General features: G+C 42.4%; 19 protein-coding genes. 17 read left to right on the top strand and 2 right to left on the bottom strand.

Annotated elements, in window-relative coordinates; translation table 11 throughout:
• Both J6I68_RS03210 and J6I68_RS03215 read left to right on the top strand, forming a co-directional pair.
• Positions 1 to 843, top strand: an 843-nt coding sequence (locus tag J6I68_RS03210; protein WP_292217344.1) for an EAL domain-containing protein, incomplete at its 5' end; no start/stop codon positions are given.
• An 87-nt stretch (positions 844 to 930) separates the two neighbouring features.
• Entirely contained in the window at positions 931 to 3,387 is a 2,457-nt protein-coding gene (locus J6I68_RS03215; protein WP_292217346.1) for an HD domain-containing phosphohydrolase, read from the top strand.
• Positions 3,388 to 3,412: 25 nt separating this feature from the next.
• Here J6I68_RS03215 and J6I68_RS03220 read toward each other — a convergent pair whose 3' ends face one another.
• Positions 3,413 to 4,582 carry a hypothetical protein gene (locus J6I68_RS03220; RefSeq protein WP_292217348.1) on the bottom strand — a complete coding sequence of 390 codons (1,170 nt, stop codon included), beginning with the start codon at positions 4,580 to 4,582 and terminating at the stop codon, positions 3,413 to 3,415.
• Positions 4,583 to 4,616: 34 nt separating this feature from the next.
• Here J6I68_RS03220 and J6I68_RS03225 point away from each other — a divergent pair, with 34 nt between their 5' ends.
• The 5 genes from J6I68_RS03225 (at position 4,617) to J6I68_RS03245 (ending at position 10,097) form a co-directional block, all read left to right on the top strand.
• Positions 4,617 to 5,402, top strand: a complete 786-nt coding sequence (locus tag J6I68_RS03225; protein ID WP_292217350.1) for a biotin--[acetyl-CoA-carboxylase] ligase — start codon at positions 4,617 to 4,619, stop codon at positions 5,400 to 5,402.
• Positions 5,403 to 5,478: 76 nt separating this feature from the next.
• Positions 5,479 to 6,042 (top strand): biotin transporter BioY, encoded by a 564-nt coding sequence (locus tag J6I68_RS03230; RefSeq protein WP_292217353.1) that lies wholly within the window; start codon positions 5,479 to 5,481, stop codon positions 6,040 to 6,042.
• A gap of 83 nt (positions 6,043 to 6,125) precedes the next feature.
• Complete coding sequence (locus J6I68_RS03235) at positions 6,126 to 7,268, top strand: hypothetical protein (protein WP_292217356.1); 1,143 nt, start codon at positions 6,126 to 6,128, stop codon at positions 7,266 to 7,268.
• Positions 7,265 to 8,371, top strand: coding sequence for a glycosyltransferase family 32 protein (locus J6I68_RS03240; RefSeq protein WP_292217358.1), 1,107 nt, complete (start codon positions 7,265 to 7,267; stop codon positions 8,369 to 8,371). The genes J6I68_RS03235 and J6I68_RS03240 overlap by 4 nt, the downstream gene beginning before the upstream one ends.
• A gap of 265 nt (positions 8,372 to 8,636) precedes the next feature.
• Positions 8,637 to 10,097, top strand: coding sequence for a sensor domain-containing diguanylate cyclase (locus J6I68_RS03245; RefSeq protein WP_292217361.1), 1,461 nt, complete (start codon positions 8,637 to 8,639; stop codon positions 10,095 to 10,097).
• A 61-nt stretch (positions 10,098 to 10,158) separates the two neighbouring features.
• On the opposite strand, the gene J6I68_RS03250 is transcribed toward J6I68_RS03245, so the two are convergent.
• Entirely contained in the window at positions 10,159 to 11,151 is a 993-nt protein-coding gene (locus tag J6I68_RS03250) for an aldo/keto reductase (RefSeq protein WP_292217363.1), read from the bottom strand.
• 109 nt (positions 11,152 to 11,260) lie between these two features.
• Between J6I68_RS03250 and J6I68_RS03255 the strand changes: the two genes are divergently transcribed.
• The 10 genes from J6I68_RS03255 to J6I68_RS03300 all read left to right on the top strand — a co-directional run bounded on the left by J6I68_RS03255 (position 11,261) and on the right by J6I68_RS03300 (position 18,676).
• A complete protein-coding gene (locus J6I68_RS03255) occupies positions 11,261 to 11,722 on the top strand; it encodes a MerR family transcriptional regulator (protein WP_292217367.1) in 462 nt (153 codons plus the stop codon).
• Between the two features lie 179 nt (positions 11,723 to 11,901).
• Positions 11,902 to 12,681: a DUF975 family protein gene (locus J6I68_RS03260; RefSeq protein WP_292217370.1), complete on the top strand. Its 780-nt coding sequence runs from the start codon at positions 11,902 to 11,904 to the stop codon at positions 12,679 to 12,681.
• Positions 12,682 to 12,706: 25 nt separating this feature from the next.
• A complete protein-coding gene (locus J6I68_RS03265; RefSeq protein WP_292217373.1) occupies positions 12,707 to 13,396 on the top strand; it encodes a response regulator transcription factor in 690 nt (229 codons plus the stop codon).
• 18 nt (positions 13,397 to 13,414) lie between these two features.
• Positions 13,415 to 14,467: a sensor histidine kinase gene (locus J6I68_RS03270; protein WP_292217375.1), complete on the top strand. Its 1,053-nt coding sequence runs from the start codon at positions 13,415 to 13,417 to the stop codon at positions 14,465 to 14,467.
• A gap of 211 nt (positions 14,468 to 14,678) precedes the next feature.
• Entirely contained in the window at positions 14,679 to 15,161 is a 483-nt protein-coding gene (locus tag J6I68_RS03275; RefSeq protein WP_292217377.1) for a DUF2798 domain-containing protein, read from the top strand.
• 114 nt (positions 15,162 to 15,275) lie between these two features.
• The gene (locus J6I68_RS03280; RefSeq protein WP_292217379.1) at positions 15,276 to 16,067 is read left to right on the top strand and encodes a class I SAM-dependent methyltransferase; all 792 of its coding nucleotides are present in this window, start codon (positions 15,276 to 15,278) and stop codon (positions 16,065 to 16,067) included.
• A 3-nt stretch (positions 16,068 to 16,070) separates the two neighbouring features.
• Positions 16,071 to 16,694 (top strand): class I SAM-dependent DNA methyltransferase, encoded by a 624-nt coding sequence (locus J6I68_RS03285; RefSeq protein WP_292217381.1) that lies wholly within the window; start codon positions 16,071 to 16,073, stop codon positions 16,692 to 16,694.
• 41 nt (positions 16,695 to 16,735) lie between these two features.
• Positions 16,736 to 17,236 (top strand): hypothetical protein, encoded by a 501-nt coding sequence (locus J6I68_RS03290; RefSeq protein WP_292217384.1) that lies wholly within the window; start codon positions 16,736 to 16,738, stop codon positions 17,234 to 17,236.
• 23 nt (positions 17,237 to 17,259) lie between these two features.
• The gene (locus tag J6I68_RS03295; RefSeq protein WP_292217386.1) at positions 17,260 to 17,931 is read left to right on the top strand and encodes a DUF6796 family protein; all 672 of its coding nucleotides are present in this window, start codon (positions 17,260 to 17,262) and stop codon (positions 17,929 to 17,931) included.
• Position 17,932: 1 nt separating this feature from the next.
• Entirely contained in the window at positions 17,933 to 18,676 is a 744-nt protein-coding gene (locus tag J6I68_RS03300; RefSeq protein WP_292217387.1) for an alpha/beta fold hydrolase, read from the top strand.

The raw sequence follows: 18,676 nt of genomic DNA on the forward strand, positions 1-18,676 counted from the left end.
CAGAGGTATATAGTTGAAAGCTTTGGCAAAGCTAAGGAAAATGGCTGGATCAAGGTCTTTTACCAGTGCTTTTTGCGCATTGAAAGCGGCAATGGAATGGGATTTGAAGCTCTTGCAAGGTGGATCGACCCTGAAAAGGGAATGATAACTCCGGATGATTTCATACCTACGCTTGAAAAATATCATCTTATGTACGAGCTGGATCTGTATATATTTGAAACTGTATGTAAAGAGATAAAGATACGCTATGATGAAGGACTTCCGCTTCTGCCAGTTTCCATTAATTTCTCAAGGCAGGACTTTGATTATATCGATGTTGTTGGTGAGATCAACAGGATCTACGACGAGTACAATATTGAACAGTATGGCATAGACAAGAGCTATTTTATCATTGAGATCACGGAGCAGGGGATGGCCACAGCTACTGATAAATTCAACGAACAGCTGGGTAAGATCAGGGAAAATGGCTATAAGCTTTGGATCGATGATTTTGGAAGCGGCTACTCATCCCTCAATGTTTTCAGTAAATTCGATATTGACCTTATTAAGTTTGACATGGAGCTTCTGCTGCATCTTGATGATCATAAGGGTGCAAACCGTGAAATCCTAAAGGCTATGATAGATGTTGCCCACAAGCTGGGCATACACACATTGTGCGAAGGAATGGAAACCGAGGAGCAGAGACAGTTCCTGTTAAGCGCAGGGTGCGAACTTGGTCAGGGCTTCTTTTATCACAAGCCGGAGGGGCTTGATACTATTTTGGACAGACTCCACCAGGAAATCCCCATTCCGGACTGGGAAACAGAAGATGAAAGAAACGAGCGTGAAAAGAGCTGGAAGTAATGCCAGCTCTTTTTTATACCTTCGGTACAAAATAATTGGTATAATGAATGAAAGATATCGCCTAATTGTTACTGTGAGGAGACCTCAATGACCCTTGACGATTTTGAAAACGTGATCACGCTTGCGGCTACATGCCTTGGACTTCTGGGTGTTCTTTTTAAATATATCAAGTCTCCAAAGCGTTGGTATTTGCTGCTGATAACGTTTTTTTTAGCGAATTTCCTAAGTGATTACTACTGGACTGTTTATTCACTTGTAATGAATACATATCCGGAGGTATCAGAATTCCTGGCCTATTTTGGCTGGAATGTCGGATACCTGCTTCTTATGGTCGCTGTTCTAAAGACCAGCTCTGACAGTGAAAAAGACTTTTTTCACCCTCTGATGCTATGGCCCATTCTTACGAATATCGTGCAATTCTTTCTGTATATCCAGTATGGTGGTTTATTAAACAATATATGGCAGGTAAGTATTACTACAATCATCATGATCCTGTGCATGCAGGAGATCATGTATTATCGTGTGAACAAGGCAAAAGGGCAGAAATTTCCATATTTTGCTGTTGTTGTGCTTCTGTTTTTGCTCACAGAGTATGGCATGTGGACGGCTTCGTGCTTTACCTTTGAGAATGATTTGTTGGATCCCTATTTTTATCTGACTATAGTCCGCTCTATACTGATCGTTATGTTTGCCTGGGCAGCGGAAAAAACTCTTGGGAAAGCCTCTAATGTCAGCTTTACTGGCGAACTGTCTGAGTTTAGATATCAGATGTTATTTGAAGCTATCGTATCAGTTCTGATAGGTGGAGCCTCTATTGGAGGTTATATACTGGCCACAGTGATTAAAAACTCCATGCTCACTATGCAGATTGGAACCACCGCTTCAGACAGGATTGTTGTAATGCTCTTTGTCATATCAGTGGTTTTGTGTCTGCTGGTGATGCTTCTGGTATATGCTATAGACAATCATTATGTAAAGATTCTGGCTACAAGAATGAACATGGACGCCTCAAGGCGCAGCAGGTTCAGCTTTATCTTTACCATTATCATCACTTTTTCTCTCATGCTTTTTGTTGTGATATACAACACCAAGCTTCTTTACAATGCTACAGTTTCAGAGATCAACGAAGATGCTAAAGGTGCTGTGAGGTCAACTGCGGCTGAACTGGAAAACTACATCACGGTTGCCAAGACCACCTTGAGGGTTGTAGCAGATTCTGTGGATATAATGAGCCAAAATGGAGCTTCTTCAGAAGAGATCTATGATTATCTTGTTACCCAGACCAATATACAATCCAAACAGTTTGATAAGAATTTTACCGGTATTTACGCATATGTTGATGGAGTTTACATGGATGGCTCGGGTTGGATCCCGCCTGATGACTACGATCCTGAAAGTAGGGACTGGTATGAACAGGCCCTTGAGGCAGGTGGAGATATTGCCATAGTCTCTCCCTACATGGATGCTCAGACAGGTGAGATAGTCGTAACTTTTGCAAAAAGCCTCAGTAAAAGAGATGGATCATCGGTTCCAAGGGGAGTTGTGTGCCTTGACGTGATGGTGAACTATATCCAGGAAATAACTGAGAATGTAAATGTTGTCGGAAAAGGTTATGGAATGGTCCTTGACGAGGACGGATTTATCATTGCCCACAAGGACAGGGATAAGCTGGGGGGCAAGGCTGATGATGTTTTCCATAGGGGAATGGTAAGCTTTGCAAAGGGCCAGTTTGATGCAGATATCGACGGCGAGAAGTACACTCTTTTCGTCCACGCCCTTATGGAAAAATGGGTTGTGATGATCGCTGTCAGCAATGAAGAACTTCTTGAGACGGTTCACTCGCAGCTTGCGGTAAATATACTGGTATCTCTGATAATCTTCCTGCTCATTTCTTTCTTCTACTATTTTGGTTACAGGATCGAGCAGCACAACAACCAGAAGGTGGAAGAGCTGAACATGGAGGTGGTAAGCGCCCTGGCTGAGGCCATAGATGCAAAAGACGCTTACACCAACGGCCATTCATCCAGAGTTGCCAAGTACTCCAAAATGATCGCAGAAAAGCTGGGATTTCCTGAGAATGAGCAAAATGAGCTCTATATGATGGGACTACTCCATGACGTAGGTAAGATCGGTGTGCCAGATGGGGTTATCAACAAGCCTGACAGGCTTACAGATGAAGAGTTTGCCATAATCAAGACCCATCCTGTTATCGGAGGCAAGATATTAGAGAGCATAAAACAGAATCCAAGGCTTGCCACAGGCGCAAGGTGGCACCATGAGCGCTATGATGGCAAGGGATATCCTGATGGTCTTGCTGGAGAAGAGATTCCTGAAGAGGCAAGGATCATAGCTGTGGCGGATGCTTACGATGCCATGACAAGCTCAAGGAGCTACCGCGGCGCCATGAGTCAGGAGAAGGTCCGTTCAGAGATTGAAAAAGGTCTTGGAACGCAGTTTGATCCAAAATTTGGAAAAGTGATGCTGGGCATTATCGACGAAGACACAGAATTTACTATGAGAGAAACTTTAGAGGAGGATCCTTAACAAGAACGGGTTTATGAGGGACAGATCATTGATCTGTCCCTGTTATTGTGAAGTATACATTTTTAGGTCTTACATCAGATCCTATGTCCTTAATGTAAACTTTAAAAACTGAGTAGGGATAGGTTTTGCTTATTACCCCAAAGATTGAGTAAAAATCTGATCTTTTGTAGCTGGTTTTGCCTGATTCATACTCTTTTGCTACAAAACAACCTGCTTTGTAGCGGTTTTCCATGCCAAAATCACCGTAAGGGACATAAATATAGACTACGTTAGCGCCAGAGTTTAACTCGTAGAAGTTTGTCTTTTGCCTGTAATTGTTATCTACCGAGTTGGACCGATCCCAGTTAGTTAGAGGAAAACTCTTATCGCAGCGGGATGCAGTGATATCCAGATCTTTATATGTGCCATAGAGGATGCCATCAACTGATTTAAGGCAGCTTTTGATATAAAAGGGCTCTTCGCCGTATCGTACATAGTAGCATTCATCTATAAATGGAAGCAGAAGAACGCAGTCCTTGGGATCTTTTCCCCAGGTCGAGGCCTGGGCTGTCTCCATAAGGTAGAATTCTTTTGTCTCGTTGTACACTTCGGCAGAGGTGTAGTCTAATATGTAGAGCTGCGTGCAGCCAATGGATTCCTTGAGCTTGTTTATGTCTATAGACGCGGCATCCAAGCCGGCTGTGTGGACCATGACTCTTGAATACTCATATTCTGAGAGCATTTCTTTTAGGTTGCTTCCATCAAAGAATGTGGAGGTTCCAAGGCCTCTGTTGGCATATATGGTGGTTTCCAAAAAGCAGCTACTGTCTTTTCCGAGGAATTCAGACACTTTATTACCTATGGCAGTATCAATCTCGTCATTTTGGTAGTTGTCTATGGTTCCAATTGAATCGCCCGTATAGGGTGAATAGACTGTGAAGCACTTATCGTTGTGCTCCATATTAACCCGGTAATAATCCGTGGCTTTTTTCGAATAACTGATCACTATGTCGAAATTGAAATTCGTATCGTAGTATTTTTGGCTGTCAACAATCGTAGGAGTAAAGCCATATTTCTTTTCAATATATCCGATAGCATTGGCTTCTGCGGCTTTTCGCTCTTTCCGTTTTGTGAGTACGTCGAAGGTTGTCACAGCAGCAAAAATCACAATAATGGCCAGTATGACTATAAAAATCCATTTAAGAACTTTTTTCATGTTAAAATCTCTCTCCCCACTGTATTATATATATATGACTACATCTGAAAAAGTACTTTTTATACTTGAATCTAATAAAGACGCTTATATATCCGGAGAGGAGATGGCCGGGCAGTGCAGTGTTTCAAGAAACGCAGTCTGGAAGGCGATAAAAGACCTTCGGGAAAAGGGCTATGTTATTGAGGCTGTCAGCAACAAGGGCTACAAACTGACGGAAAATAATGACATTATCTCCGCAGAGGGGATAAAAGCCTGTCTGCCATCGGACTTTGAGGTGGCGCAGATCATGGTGTATGAGAGCCTTAAATCCACCAGTGACAGGGCAAAAGAGCTTGCTATGGAAGGCGCATCTCACGGAACCGTTGTCGTTGCGAAGGCCCAGACTGGAGGACGAGGCAGGAAGGATCATTCATTCTTTTCTCCTGAAGGAGGGCTCTATATGAGCATTGTCCTTGATCCTTCGAAGCTCTTTAGTACTGACAGCAAAGCCGTTACCTCTTTTGTTGGAAACGCAGTGATTGGCGCCATCAAGGAGCTGTGCGGCATAGAGCCGTATATTGACGGAATCAACGACCTGTATGTGGACGGGAAAAAGATATGCGGGATCCTGCTTGAGTCTGGAAGCGAGTTTGACAGCAATACCCTGCAGTGGATAGTTGCTGGAATTGGAATCAACTTTGATTCAGATATAGACAGCTTCCCTGAGGATGTAAATGAAAGAGCTTCAAGCCTGTTTCCTACTGGAAAGGCCACGATTACCAAGAATGCTCTTATAGCAAGGGTGATTGAGAAGATATTGGATTGTCACCCTGATAAATGATTTGGGTTGACAATCTATTTTTGATGTGATACCTTCAGATAAGTGTTCAAACTTAATTGTTGGAGGAAAAGACATCATGAGTAGTGCAGACGTAGCTAAGACAAGAGATAATACCAAGGTACTGGATCTGGTATACATTTCCATTGGAGCAGCGCTTATTGCAATCTGTTCCTGGATCAGCATACCAACAGCGGTTCCATTTACACTTCAGACATTTGCAGTGTTCTTTGTTCTGCTTTCTTTGGGAGGAGAGAGAGGAACTCTTGCAACCCTGGTATATGTGCTTCTTGGAGCGGTTGGAGTTCCTGTTTTTGCAGGATTTTCTGGAGGAATTGGAGTTCTTTTAGGAAGTACGGGCGGATATATCATCGGATTTTTATTCACAGGTATCATATACATCATCTTTACAAAGTTCTTCAGTAAGAAGATCGTAGTTAAGATAATCGCGTTGGTTCTTGGACTTGCAGTGTGTTATGCCTTTGGGACAGCGTGGTTCATGAGTGTTTACATCAAAAACAGCGGCGAGATCGGACTTGTTACAGTACTTGGATGGTGCGTATTCCCATTTATCATCCCAGACCTTCTTAAACTGGCGTTGGCTGTAGTAATTTCCAAGAGAATCGAGCCTGTCATCAAATAATGTGAAGAAAAAATAGAAAATAAGGCTATAATATACCTACAGCGGTTTTACTGCTGTAGGTTTTTTGTTGGAGGAAAGATATTATGAAAAAGAGACTACTATTTATGCTAGCGGGAGCATGCACTGTCCTGGCATTATCCGGCTGCGGCAAGAAGGCGGCAGAGGAGCCTTTGGAAAGTGCGATAGAAGAAAGCCCAGTTGTAGAAGCTGTGGAAAGCGAAGAAAATGCCAACAAAGAGGAGGCGATAGAGGAAGAGCCCGTCGAAGGGATCGTTAAGCTGACTGTTGGCGAGAACGAATATACTGACGCTGTTTACGAATTTGCAGCAGCTACAGAGGAGATGCAGGAGGGTGAGTTTGCCTACTATCTCGTAGATTTTGACGGAAATGGCATGAATGAGGCCTTTGTTCTTAGGGGACACCTTGATGAAACAGATGATTCCCGCTGGTTTTCAAAAAACGTGTGGTTTGTAAACGAAGAGCTTAAGGTAGACCAGATCTTTGGCTGGTACAGTCCAAATGTCACCTACTATTTAGAGGAAGAGTTTAAGAACGTAGGCGGCGAAAAATGCTTTTTCCTTGACGGATATGATGTTTTTGATGAAACGCCGTTCTGCTACATGTACAGGGTAAAAGATGGTGTCCTTGTTGATGTGACAGAGGACTTTGCCGCAGAAAAAGAGCCTTTTGTGTCAAAGTATACAGAGGAAGAGCTTGGTAAAATGACTCCGCAGCAGCTGTTTGACGCATTCTGCGCAGGCGAGATCCAGGCAGAGTTTAAGGATATTGATGGTAACACAGGGTGTTTCGACACCAGAGAATGGGGATGGTCTTTAGATGACATGAACGACTATCAGAAAGTCCTTGACCCCATGGACGTTGATAACGACGGAGAGCCAGAGTACATAATTGACACGATTTACGGCATAATGTGCCTTGATTGCAAGGATGGAAAGGTTGTTGCCTTTGCTGAAGGTACTGACACCACAACTGTCTGCAGGTACATAACTTACGATAACGCAACCTGGATCGTTTATCAGGATACCCTTCACGAGGGGCGCTGCATATACCAGCTGTACAAATTTAATGGCAATCTTGAGATCACGGATTCCATGAACCTGTACTGGTATGAGGACGATGCTGGAAACCGCACCTACTTCTACAATGACGAAGAGATAGCAGAAGATAAGTACAATGAAATCAGCAAAAAGATATTTGGCGAATGACGATAAAAGAGTATTTTGAAGAGCTAAAAACAAAAGACATTATCTGCTATGGAAGTGGCAAGCACTTTCGCAATATCACTTTGCCATTTTTAGAAAAGAGTGGCCTTATTGATAACCTGAAGGGATTTGTGGATGGTAAATTGGCAAAAGACATTGAATTTGCCGGTAGGTCTTTTCGCATAATAGGAAAAGAGAACCTGGCTGCCATGGACCCCGGCTGCACAGTCATTCTGATTGCTGTCACGGGATATGAGGAGATTCTTTCTCAGCTGCGCGCAGATGCCAGATTGTCAGCATTTGAGGCGGTTCCTTCGATCTTCATTGAGGCTTTATATGAAGATATGCAGCTTTTATCGGCAAAAAAGCCGCCGGTAAACTATAGAAAGCATGATAAGCCGGTAATCCCCAGGATCATTCACAGTTTTTGGTTCTCTGGGGACCCTATGCCCTCTCTGTACCAGAAATGCCTTGATTCCTGGAAAAAGTATGCCGGCGATTTCGAGATAAAGATCTGGAACCTTGAAACTTATAAGCCTGGGAAATGCCTGTTTTTTGATCAGGCAATAGGGCATAAGAACTGGTCTTTTGCCTCTGATTACGCAAGAGCAGACATTTTGCGCAGGTTTGGCGGGATCTACATGGACCTTGACGTGGAGCTGCTTCGCCCCATCGATGATCTTCTCTATAACGATGCCTATATGAGCTTTGAGTCCTTGGAGCGCATAGAATGTGGCTCTGGAATGGGGGCCGCTTCCGGAAATCAGATCATTGAGGAAATCTGTGAGAGCTATGAAAAGAGGCCATATCTAAAGGCTGACGGGACCTGGGATAACTCCACCTGTCCTGTGCGATACACCAAAGTCATTGAAAAACACGGCCTTAAAAAGGATGGTAGTTTCCAGACTGTAGGAGACATAACTATTTATCCCTTTGAGGTCCTTACGGGAAAGAGCTTTGACACCGGTATCATCTACAACACGGAACATAGCTACAGCGTTCATCATCACAAGGGAAGCTGGATCCCGGGCCCTGCTCACCACGCAATTAATGACAGATATGAGAAGATACAAAGGTTTTTAGAAACAAAAGGAATAACTACCTGAAAAAGGAAAGGAGGGGCGATGCTTGGGCGTATATATGATACACGAAGCATCGCCCTTGTTATGGAGGCATGCAAAATGGCACGCAAAAGATCTTTTTAAATAAATACTATATATTGTATTTTGTAATTTAACTATACACTATATATTCTAAAAAGTGTATTAAATATTTGGGAAATTTATAATATCATTGAATTAAAGTTAACGATATTTAATATTTAGGTATACAATATTAATGCACATATTAACATCACTTTAAGGAGATGAAATGGATAAAAAGAAGGTAGCGGATAGTCTGCACGAAGGAGTAGGAAAGTTTGCTGCTGAAGATAGTATTGAAATAAAGGATTTAACGCCATTATTTGATGTTTCTGAATATTCCGAGGATCAACAGGAGCTTATAAAAGAGTGTAACCGAAGGATTGAGGAGGCAAACAACAAATATCGAGTTGCGAAGTTTAGAGAGGACATGTTCGCTAAAGGCTTAAAAGCCGGTATGTATTTCTGTACCTTTGACCGCGACGAGAATCTGACGAGTTTTGAATTTAACGATGAGACCAGACAGATGCTTGGTTATGATGGCTTAGAGGACCTTCCTAATGAATTTGACAGCTGGGTTAAGACGTTGGTTCCTGAAGAGAGGGACGGAATCGTGAAGCTGTTCTGGGATTCGGTCAAGATGCACCGTGAGCTTCCTGATATCACCCACGCAACTTACCGTATGCAGAGAAAAGACGGCAAGATCATCTGGGTTACAGGAGCAGGAAGATTCATAAGACGTCAGGATGATGGATCATTAGAGATTTACATGGGATGTTACCGCGATATCACAGCTCAGCAGGAGCTTGAGGAATACTTAAAGATTATCGAAGCCATCGGTAAAGTCTTCAACTTCTCTATGTTTATTGATGTCAATGACATGAGCTATCGAATGATCAGTACCAATGAGTTTGTAGAGGCAGTTCCCAAGGATCCGGATGCTCTTCAGTTCCTTAAGAACAATGTGGATTCTTCCGTTGCAGAGAGCTTCCGCAAAAGCCTGTATGACTGGCTTAATAAGGATACTATCCTGGCTGCCATTGAAGACCATGGCTCCACAACCATGGAATTTTACAGTGAAGGCGCCCATCGCTGGTTTAACGGTGTCTTTATGGTTGGTGATCGCAACGAAGATGGTAGTCTTGCACATATTGTTTATGGCTGTGCTGATACTACAGATGCCAAGCTTCAGATTCTGGCGCAGCAGAAGCTGATATCGGAATTTGAAGCAGAGATCTATATCGATTCTCTTTCCAAGATAAGAAACAGAAGGTTCCTGGATGAGAAGCTTATCTATGAACCCTGTCATGCTGTAGTCATGGGAGATATTGATCTGTTCAAGCAGATTAATGACACCATCGGCCACAGAGGCGGAGATATGGCGATCCAGAAGGTGGCTGAGGTTTTGGCGAAGTCAGTCAGAAAAAATGATGTGGTGATCCGTTACGGCGGTGATGAGTTCATGATGGTATTCTTTGACATTACCAAAGATGTTCTTGAACGAAAGCTCTCACAGCTAACAAGCGCGGTTAAAAAGGTTAAATTAGATGATCATCCGGAGGTTCAGCTCACCATGAGTCTTGGCGGAGCTTACGGAACTGACCTTGTAAACAACCTGATCGCAACTGCCGACAAAGCTCTTTATGAGTCAAAAAAGACAAGAGATACCTATACAGTGATCGAAGTTTAAACTGATAAAAAAGAGGCCATCTGGTTGAGATGACCTCTTTGATCTTTTATGAAAAGAAATCTCAGCTCAGGGAAATTTTATCGATTTCTCTGAGCTCTTCTTCTGTAAAGGCAGTGTTCTCGATAGCCTTGATGTTGTCCAGGATCTGAGAGGGCCTGGAAGCTCCTACAAGGACTGAAGTTACATAGCCGTCCTTTAAGATCCATGCAAGGGCCATTTCAGCAAGAGTCTGACCGCGCTTTGAAGCGATGTCGTTAAGAGCTCTTACCTTTACAAGAACGTCCTCGTTTATCCTGTTCTCCTGAAGGAATCTGCCATCTGTGCGGACTCTGCTGTCCTCAGGGATTCCCTTAAGGTATCTGTCTGATAAAAGACCCTGTTCAAGAGGAGAGAAACAGATAATGCCTTTATTAAGCTCTTTTGCCTTCTCCTTAAGACCGTTCTTCTCAATCTTTCTGTCGAAGATGTTGTAGCGGTTCTGATTGATGATGAAAGGAACGTGAAGATCAGTTAAGATCTTGGTTGCCTTCTCAAGAGTAGGCCCGTCGTAGTTGGAAATGCCGACGTAGAGCGCTTTTCCGCTCCTTACAATCTGAGCAAGGGCTTCCATGGTCTCTTCAAGTGGAGTCTCAGGATCTGGTCTGTGATGATAGAAGATATCTACATACTCAAGGCCCATTCTCTTAAGGGACTGATCAAGGCTTGCGATGAGATACTTTCTGCTTCCCCAGTCGCCGTAAGGCCCTGGCCACATGTAGTATCCAGCCTTGGTAGAGATTATCATCTCGTCTCTGTAGGCTGCCATGTCCTCTTTTAAAATCTTGCCAAAGTTTGCCTCGGCGCTTCCCTCTGCAGGGCCGTAGTTGTTGGCAAGGTCAAAGTGAGTTATACCGTTATCAAAAGCGGTAAAACACATCTGTTTCATGTTCTCGAAATTTCCAGTATCGCCAAAGTTGTGCCAAAGTCCAAGAGACACAGCAGGGAGCTTAAGGCCACTGGCTCCGCAGCGGTTATACTGCATATTTTCATATCTGTTTTCATTAGCTGTATACATGGTATACCTCCCTTTACATATATATTTATTATGTCATTTTTTCGATTCTTTACAAAGCATAATACTTAAAGTACACTTTAAGTCAACAAAAAATTTTTGGAGGTCCAAAATGACTTATACAATCGCCCAGATCTCAGAAAAATTCGACGTTGCGGCGTCTACCTTAAGGTATTATGAGGAGATAGGTCTTTTAACTAATGTGGAAAGAACTGACAATGGCCGTAGAGTGTACTCTGATGCCCATGTTGGAAGGCTGAGCGCCATAAACTGCTTCAAAAAAGCCGGAATGTCCATAAGTGAGATACAGGATTTCTTTGAATATGAGAAAAATGAAGAGAAGAGCATCGATGATATGATGCGCCTTCTAAGACGCAGAAGCGAGATAATGCTTGAGGAGTTTGCAGAAAGCTACGAATCTTATGAGCATATCCTCAAGAAACTTGACTATTATGGCCACATTGAGAAGGCGGTCAAACAAAAAAAACAGCTGCCAAAGTGGGCAAACTACAGAAACAAAGACTATCACCAGCAGGCCCTTGAGACAATCATGCAAAGGCTGAAAAAGGACTGAGCCTGGATTCTTCCTAAATCTCTTTTTGGGATACCGGATAAATTCAGGATGTGTTAAGGTTATGTTAAGGTTCTTTTCGCTTGGCAGAAAGGTTAGCTTGTTATCCTTGGTTCATAAGATAACAAAACCGAATGAAAACAAGCACACATTCGGCACATTCATAAACGGAGGAAATAAGTATGTGGACAAGAAAAGAACTAAAAACAAGAGGTAAAAAAGCATTTCTATTTAACTATTGGAAGACTGTTTTGGTAAGTTTTATCCTATTGGTGCTGGTTAGCGGAGCTGCTGGTTCAGTTTCAGGAGTAGGCGGCGGAAGAAGTGGCAAAAATGAAATTCAGACATCTGTAGAGTCGTCACAGTCAGAAGTCGATACAGCGTTGGAACAGGCTCAGTTATCCATGGGTTTTGATATTCCAAAGGAAGCGGCTCCTATCATAGCGGTTATAGGCGGTCTTGCCGGTATAGTGATAATCGCAGTGGTACTTGCAGTTAGCGCATTCCTTATCAATCCAATAGAAGTAGGATGCAAAAGGTTCTTCCTAAAGAATCTTAACCAGAAAGCAAGCGTTAGCGAGATAACCTACGCATTCGATAACAACTATCTCAACATTGTTAAGACAACTCTTTTGAGAGATATCTATATACTTCTCTGGGGCTTACTTTTTATCATTCCAGGTATCATCAAGAGCTATGAATATCGCCTGATACCTTATCTTCTGGCTGATAACCCGGAGATGACCAAGGATGAGGCATTTGCAAGAAGTAAAGAGCTTATGAAGGGGCAGAAGTGGAGGACTTTCGTACTTGATCTTTCATTCATTGGATGGGATATCCTGTCTCTTTTCACAGCAAGAATTCTTGAAATGCTCTATGTTGGACCATATAAGAACATGACCGAAGCAGCCCTTTATGAAAGACTTGTATATGGCAATCTTTCAGAAGAAGCAGGCAACTAATCTAAGACATTACAGGAGAAAACTAATGGATAAGATCCTCATTGCAGATGACGAGGCAGAAATCAGGAGTTTATTAAGGCTTTATCTGGAAAATGAAGGATATGCCGTAGAAGAAGCAGGCGATGGGCAGGAAGCCCTTAGGATCCTTGCAGGCGGAGACATCAGTCTCTGCCTGCTTGACGTTATGATGCCAGAAATGGATGGATTTCACGTGCTCAAGGAGATGCGTAAAAACAACAACATTCCGGTTATCATCATATCCGCTAAGGACACTGATCCTGACAAGATATTAGGACTTGATCTTGGCGCTGATGACTATATGGTTAAGCCCTTCAATCCCCTTGAAGCCGTAGCCAGAGTGCGTTCCAATCTAAGGCGCTTTCATGCACTTAAAGGAGATATGGGGCCAGAGTCTGGCAGGATAATAGAGCTTCTTGACCTTAAACTTGACACCGATGCCTGTATCCTTTACAGGGGAGATGAAAAGATCGAGCTTACATCCACAGAGCTTAAGATGATGGAGCTGTTCATGGAAAACCCGGGCAAGGTCTTTACCAAGGAAAAGATATATGAATGTGCCTGGGGAGATAACTACGTCGTTGCTGATAACAACATCATGGTTGCCATAAGTAAGCTAAGATCCAAGCTCAGTGAGGACCCTTCAGCATATATCAAGACTGTCAGGGGCCTTGGCTATCGCATAGAAAAAGAGTGAATTTTGGGATACTACAGTATGGATAAATTAAAAGGTTTTTTGATAAAACGCCTGATCATGGTCATGATCATAGTAGTTGCAGTTGAGATGCTGCTTGGTACAATACTAAACTATATTCTTTTTCCCTTTATATGGTACCTTATGGGGAAGCCGGGAGCATCGGATCTGTCTGTCAGTAGCATTCTTGGAGTTTTTTGGGGCATAATCACCGGTAATAATGCGTATGTATACAATGCCCTTGAAACGTCCGCAGTTATTGCGCTGATCCTTTTTTCTCTGCTTCTCATTACAATCCCAATCGTTGCGGGGATCATGATCTATGCCGGGCTGGTAACAAAACAGGTGGAGCAGCTGGAACTTGAAAGAGAAAAAGAGCGTAAAAGCTATGAGTCTAAACGAAACCTGATGCTCTCGGACTTTGCCCACGACCTCAGGACTCCCATCATGACCATAGGTGGTTATGCATCAGCAATAACAGATGGCATGGTAAAAGATGATGCTCAGGAAAAAGAGTATCTTGAAGCCATCGCAGCAAAATCCAAAAGAATGACAGAGCTTATAACCATGCTCTTTGAGTACGTCAGGGTAGGAAGCGAAGGCTTTGCACTGGCAAGGAAAAATATTGAGCTTCATGCATTTCTTACTGAGATAATAGCTGGCTTTTACTCAGACCTGGAAGATGCAGGGATCAGCGTGGATATTGATATTCCTGAAGAGAGTTTTTATATAAGTGCAGATGAGCTGCATCTAAAGAGAGTAATTGAGAACCTGATAATCAACATAATAAGGCACAATGAGGCTGGTACGAAGGCTGGTTTTATCATAAAAAGAGCCTCTGGCGTTGAGTTTTTTGCTATCGCAGACAGCGGCGTTGCGATCCAAAAAAGCGAAGAGGAGCTGTTTGAGCCCTTTGTAAAAGGAGATGACTCAAGATCCAAAAATACAGGAAGCGGTCTGGGACTGTCAGTTGCCAAGCAGGTAATGGACATGCATGGATTTGATATTCATCTAAAACAGCCCTATGGAAGCTATACTAAGGCCTTTATTTTGAAGTTTATTGAAAATGTATGAGATGGTTAAGTGGAGAAAATCAATAAAGCAGTTGAAGGAATAATTTAAAAATTATCTATTACATGCCTTAAAAAAATCTGCTATAATCACAAATCGACGCGCAAAATACAGAAGATATCGGGCTGGTATCATTGGAAACGCACACCTTATGTGGTGATAACGAACAACACGCCTTGGTCTTCCCCTGGACAATGAAAGGAGAACCCCAGGTATGTTACCACAGAACAAATTTCAGGATGTTATTTTCACAATTTTCATGGCTTTCGTCATGGTCTATGCAATGATCTGCTACAATATTGCCCTCAATGTAGGTGGTATGCAGAACTTTGTTTTTCTTGCAGCATTTAAGGAAATGCTGATCATGTGGCCAATCGCCATAGTTTTAGAGCTTTTATTTGTTGGAAAGCTTGCACAGAAGCTGGCTTTCAGATTTGTCACACCAGGAAAAGATCCTATGATCATGATGATCCTTGCTATCTCTTCCATGTCAGTATGTCTCATGTGCCCACTTATGAGCCTGGTTGCCACAATCCTCTTTAAAGATGCCGGCGCTGAGTTTGTTGCCATCTGGCTTAAGACCACAGCTATGAACTTCCCAATGGCACTTTGCTGGCAGATTTTCATTGCCGGGCCACTGGTAAGAAATGTGTTTGGATTTTTTGTAAGAAAGAAAACTGGTGAAAGTCATAGCTAACATGACTTTAAGGGTACTCACATGGAGTGCCCTTATTTTTTTGTAAAAAAGTTAGCACAAGCTAACGTTAAGAGTTATAATGTCGGTAAATATGATTGGAGGAGGAAAGAGTATATGAAAGCAGATTATAAAAATTGGATGCCAAAGGGCATGGTAATGGGATTTGGATGCGCAGCACTTGTTTCGCTGGTTCTTTTTCTTGCACTGGGGATATCACCGATATTACCGGAAGGAAGCGCAAAAAGAGTCATCGGAATTGTGTTTCTGATCCTTACAGTTATGTTTTGTATCATGACAATTTGGATGTATCTGATGTACAGGGCTTTTTCTTATAACGGAAAGAGGCAGATGTCCAAACAGATCATCGAAGGTGTTGCATCTTACGTAAGGCTTCCTGATGGCGGTAAAGGGTTAGGTGTCGGATGTGGAAGCGGAGCACTAACAATAGCTTGCGCAAAGAAAAATCCAGGGGCATCATTTACCGGAATCGACAGATGGGGCAAGGAATATGCGTCATTTAGCAAAAGCCTTTGTGAAAACAATTCCAAAGCTGAAGGCGTAAGCAATACTTTTTTTATGCAGGGAGATGCATGTAAATTGCCGTTTGAGGATGAGTCTTTTGACGCAGTGACAAGTAATTACGTGTATCACAATATTCCAAGTGGCGACAGACAGGAAATACTGCTGGAAACACTTCGTACATTAAAGAAGGGCGGCACATTTGCAATCCATGACATTATGTCAAAGGCCAAATACGGCGATATGCAGTCGTTTGTGAAGAAGCTTAAGGAAATGGGATACGAAGAAGTGAAGCTTGTAGATACAACAAGCGGAATGTTTATGAACAAATGGGAGTCAACCTGGATGGGGCTTTCTGGTTCAGCAATTCTTATGGGGAGGAAGTAAGAAATGGGACTATTTAAGAGCTTTGTTCGTCAAACAAGAAAACCTGAAGGTATTCTTGGAAAAATGATGGTAAACGGGATGAATGGAGGACATGCCAAGATGGCAGATTGGGGCATGTCACATCTTAAAACCATAGCACCCGAGGAAATAGTTGAGATAGGATGCGGAGGTGGAAGAAATGCCGGAGAACTTCTTAAGAAGTATCCATCATCACATGTAACAGCGATTGATTATTCCGAAGTGTCAGTAAGCAAAGCAACTGAATATAATTCAGAGGCAATAAAGAGAGGGCGCTGTGAAGTAAAACAAGGAGACGTTTCAGCTTTGACACTACCAGAGGGAAAGTATGACCTTGCCACAGCATTTGAAACCATATATTTTTGGCCGGGGCTTAAGGAGTGCTTTGCACAGGTGGCCAAGGTTTTAAAGCCGGGCGGAACATTTATGATAGTAAATGAGTCTGATGGCACGGATGAGACCAGCCTTAAATTCGAGAAGATAATCGATGGTATGAGATGCCATACCGTAGAGGAAATAGAAGGAGCACTGAAAGACGCCGGATTTAGTAAGGTTAAGTCAGATCACCATAAGAGCAAGCCGTGGATAACAGTTATTGCAAGAAAGTAGGATGTATGACCTCATAAGAGAATGATTTCGGAGAAATAGATATGTTATTGACTTTGTTTTTAGCAATAGTAACATGTGCAGCAATTACAATCATGATGTTTGCTGCCGTTGTATTTATCCAGGATAAAAAGATGTTTTCGGCAGCACCAAAAGAATTCAGGGAAGTGATAAAACCAAGAGATAAAGAACTTTTTTATGGTGCCAGGGCCACAGGCTGGATTCTCATGGTATTTAGTTTTCTTATGATCATCGGTTCGTGTGTGATCACCATATGGGACGGACTTAGAAGTGAGTATTCTTTCTGGCAGTTCTTTTTGAGATTTGAATTGATCCTCACTATATATAAAATCTATGACATGATCTGCTTTGACTATTTTCTGCTTATGAAGTTTCACTTCTTTCAGTTTTATTTTCCGGAAATAGAAGGCGTAAGTCAGAACAGAAAGTATGGATTTAATATAAAGAGTCAGCTGATAAAACTATTTATCGTGTTTCCGGCGGTCTCTGCCTTGGTGGCATGGCTATGCACCGCAATTTCATAATTAGCTTAGGCGGGAGGTAAATGATGAAGTCTAAACAAAGAATCCTTTTTGGTTGTTATGCTATGGTACTTGCCATAATAGGAGATTATCTGCTTGGATATGGAACGATTGGTACATCCTCGGATCCTGATGCATATATGGGCTTATCCTGGAATGTGGCTCCTGACTGGAGATATGCGGTATCGTCTGTTCTCGGCTTTTTGTGTGCGGCTATGTTTGCTTATGCCGCTACAGAATTATTGAAGGTAATGGAAACAGAATATGACCTTAAAGATTCCAAGCTTTATAAGCTGTTTAAAATTGCCAATTGGGGAGGAATCCTTTATTTCGCCTTTATCCATATAGGTATATGCATCTTGCCGGTTGTGTTTAATGCAGGTATGGAGGCTACCGGAGATATCCCCACTGCTGTTGGAATGACGGTCAGGGTACTGAAGAGCGAATTGGTGCCTTTGGCTACTGGATTTTTGGTATGCGACCTTTTTGTTGCTATAGGATGGATCGGAATGGTTTTGAAGGGAATGATACCAGTAAAGAAGTGGATGATCATATGCTGCCCTGTATTTGGAATTCTCTTTGGAAATTTGCTTAATCTGATATCTGAGGGACTGGATTCGGGATCTGAATCTTTCGGATGGCTTGTATTATATCTTGTTTGTGCTCTATGCCTGACAAAAAAGAAAGAGGCGAATTGACATGTACATAAATGAATATGGAAATAAAGAATATCCGGTTGTGATTCTTCTTGCTCCTATGATGGTATCCGGTTCTGATCTGTATGAGCTGTTGTCTCCGTATTTTACAAAAGCATATCATATCATCGCTCCGGATCAGGGTGGACATGGCAAGTCAGGTGCTTATGTGAGTGCGGATGAAGAATATGATTGCCTAAAAAAATACCTTATGGAGAAAGGAATCAGGGACATAAAGCTTGCTTATGGAGCATCGCTTGGTGTAGCTGTGGCTTATAGGCTATTTCTTGATTCAGATTTTAAAGTGGAACGCGCCTGGTTTGATGGTGTTGCTCTTGCAGAAAATGCGGGATTCGCTGAATGGTTTATGAAAAAACTCTTCAGAAATAGGAAAAAGAAGCTTGAAAAAACGCATGTGGAAGCATCTGAAAGCCTTGTGAAGATGTACGGTTATGACTTCGCAAAGATGATGACCAGGAACTTTGAAAGGATTACCCCGGAGGATATTGATGCGATATGTCACGCATGTTGTCATTATAATCTTCGCAAGTTAACAGACGCCGAGCAAAAGAAACTTCACCTTGATTTTGGTGAGAAAGACTTTGATCTTAAGTATTCAAAGAAATCGATTCCTGTGTATATGCCCAAAGCTGATATGAAGATCAGAAAGGGATATGCGCACTGTGGATATATGGCAGATAAAACTGAAGAATACGTGAAAGAAATAGAAAGATTCATGGAGGCGTGA

The organism is Butyrivibrio sp., from assembly GCF_017940685.1.
Lineage (GTDB): Bacteria > Bacillota > Clostridia > Lachnospirales > Lachnospiraceae > Butyrivibrio.

Coding starts and splice junctions, on each gene's coding strand:
- J6I68_RS03270 (WP_292217375.1), top strand. CDS start 13,415: ATGGATAAATTAAAAGGTTTTTTGATAAAACGCCTGATCATGGTCATG.
- J6I68_RS03215 (WP_292217346.1), top strand. CDS start 931: ATGACCCTTGACGATTTTGAAAACGTGATCACGCTTGCGGCTACATGC.
- J6I68_RS03280 (WP_292217379.1), top strand. CDS start 15,276: ATGAAAGCAGATTATAAAAATTGGATGCCAAAGGGCATGGTAATGGGA.
- J6I68_RS03220 (WP_292217348.1), bottom strand. CDS start 4,582: ATGAAAAAAGTTCTTAAATGGATTTTTATAGTCATACTGGCCATTATT.
- J6I68_RS03275 (WP_292217377.1), top strand. CDS start 14,679: ATGTTACCACAGAACAAATTTCAGGATGTTATTTTCACAATTTTCATG.
- J6I68_RS03235 (WP_292217356.1), top strand. CDS start 6,126: ATGAAAAAGAGACTACTATTTATGCTAGCGGGAGCATGCACTGTCCTG.
- J6I68_RS03245 (WP_292217361.1), top strand. CDS start 8,637: ATGGATAAAAAGAAGGTAGCGGATAGTCTGCACGAAGGAGTAGGAAAG.
- J6I68_RS03250 (WP_292217363.1), bottom strand. CDS start 11,151: ATGTATACAGCTAATGAAAACAGATATGAAAATATGCAGTATAACCGC.
- J6I68_RS03290 (WP_292217384.1), top strand. CDS start 16,736: ATGTTATTGACTTTGTTTTTAGCAATAGTAACATGTGCAGCAATTACA.
- J6I68_RS03240 (WP_292217358.1), top strand. CDS start 7,265: ATGACGATAAAAGAGTATTTTGAAGAGCTAAAAACAAAAGACATTATC.
- J6I68_RS03260 (WP_292217370.1), top strand. CDS start 11,902: ATGTGGACAAGAAAAGAACTAAAAACAAGAGGTAAAAAAGCATTTCTA.
- J6I68_RS03265 (WP_292217373.1), top strand. CDS start 12,707: ATGGATAAGATCCTCATTGCAGATGACGAGGCAGAAATCAGGAGTTTA.
- J6I68_RS03300 (WP_292217387.1), top strand. CDS start 17,933: ATGTACATAAATGAATATGGAAATAAAGAATATCCGGTTGTGATTCTT.
- J6I68_RS03225 (WP_292217350.1), top strand. CDS start 4,617: ATGACTACATCTGAAAAAGTACTTTTTATACTTGAATCTAATAAAGAC.
- J6I68_RS03295 (WP_292217386.1), top strand. CDS start 17,260: ATGAAGTCTAAACAAAGAATCCTTTTTGGTTGTTATGCTATGGTACTT.
- J6I68_RS03255 (WP_292217367.1), top strand. CDS start 11,261: ATGACTTATACAATCGCCCAGATCTCAGAAAAATTCGACGTTGCGGCG.
- J6I68_RS03285 (WP_292217381.1), top strand. CDS start 16,071: ATGGGACTATTTAAGAGCTTTGTTCGTCAAACAAGAAAACCTGAAGGT.
- J6I68_RS03230 (WP_292217353.1), top strand. CDS start 5,479: ATGAGTAGTGCAGACGTAGCTAAGACAAGAGATAATACCAAGGTACTG.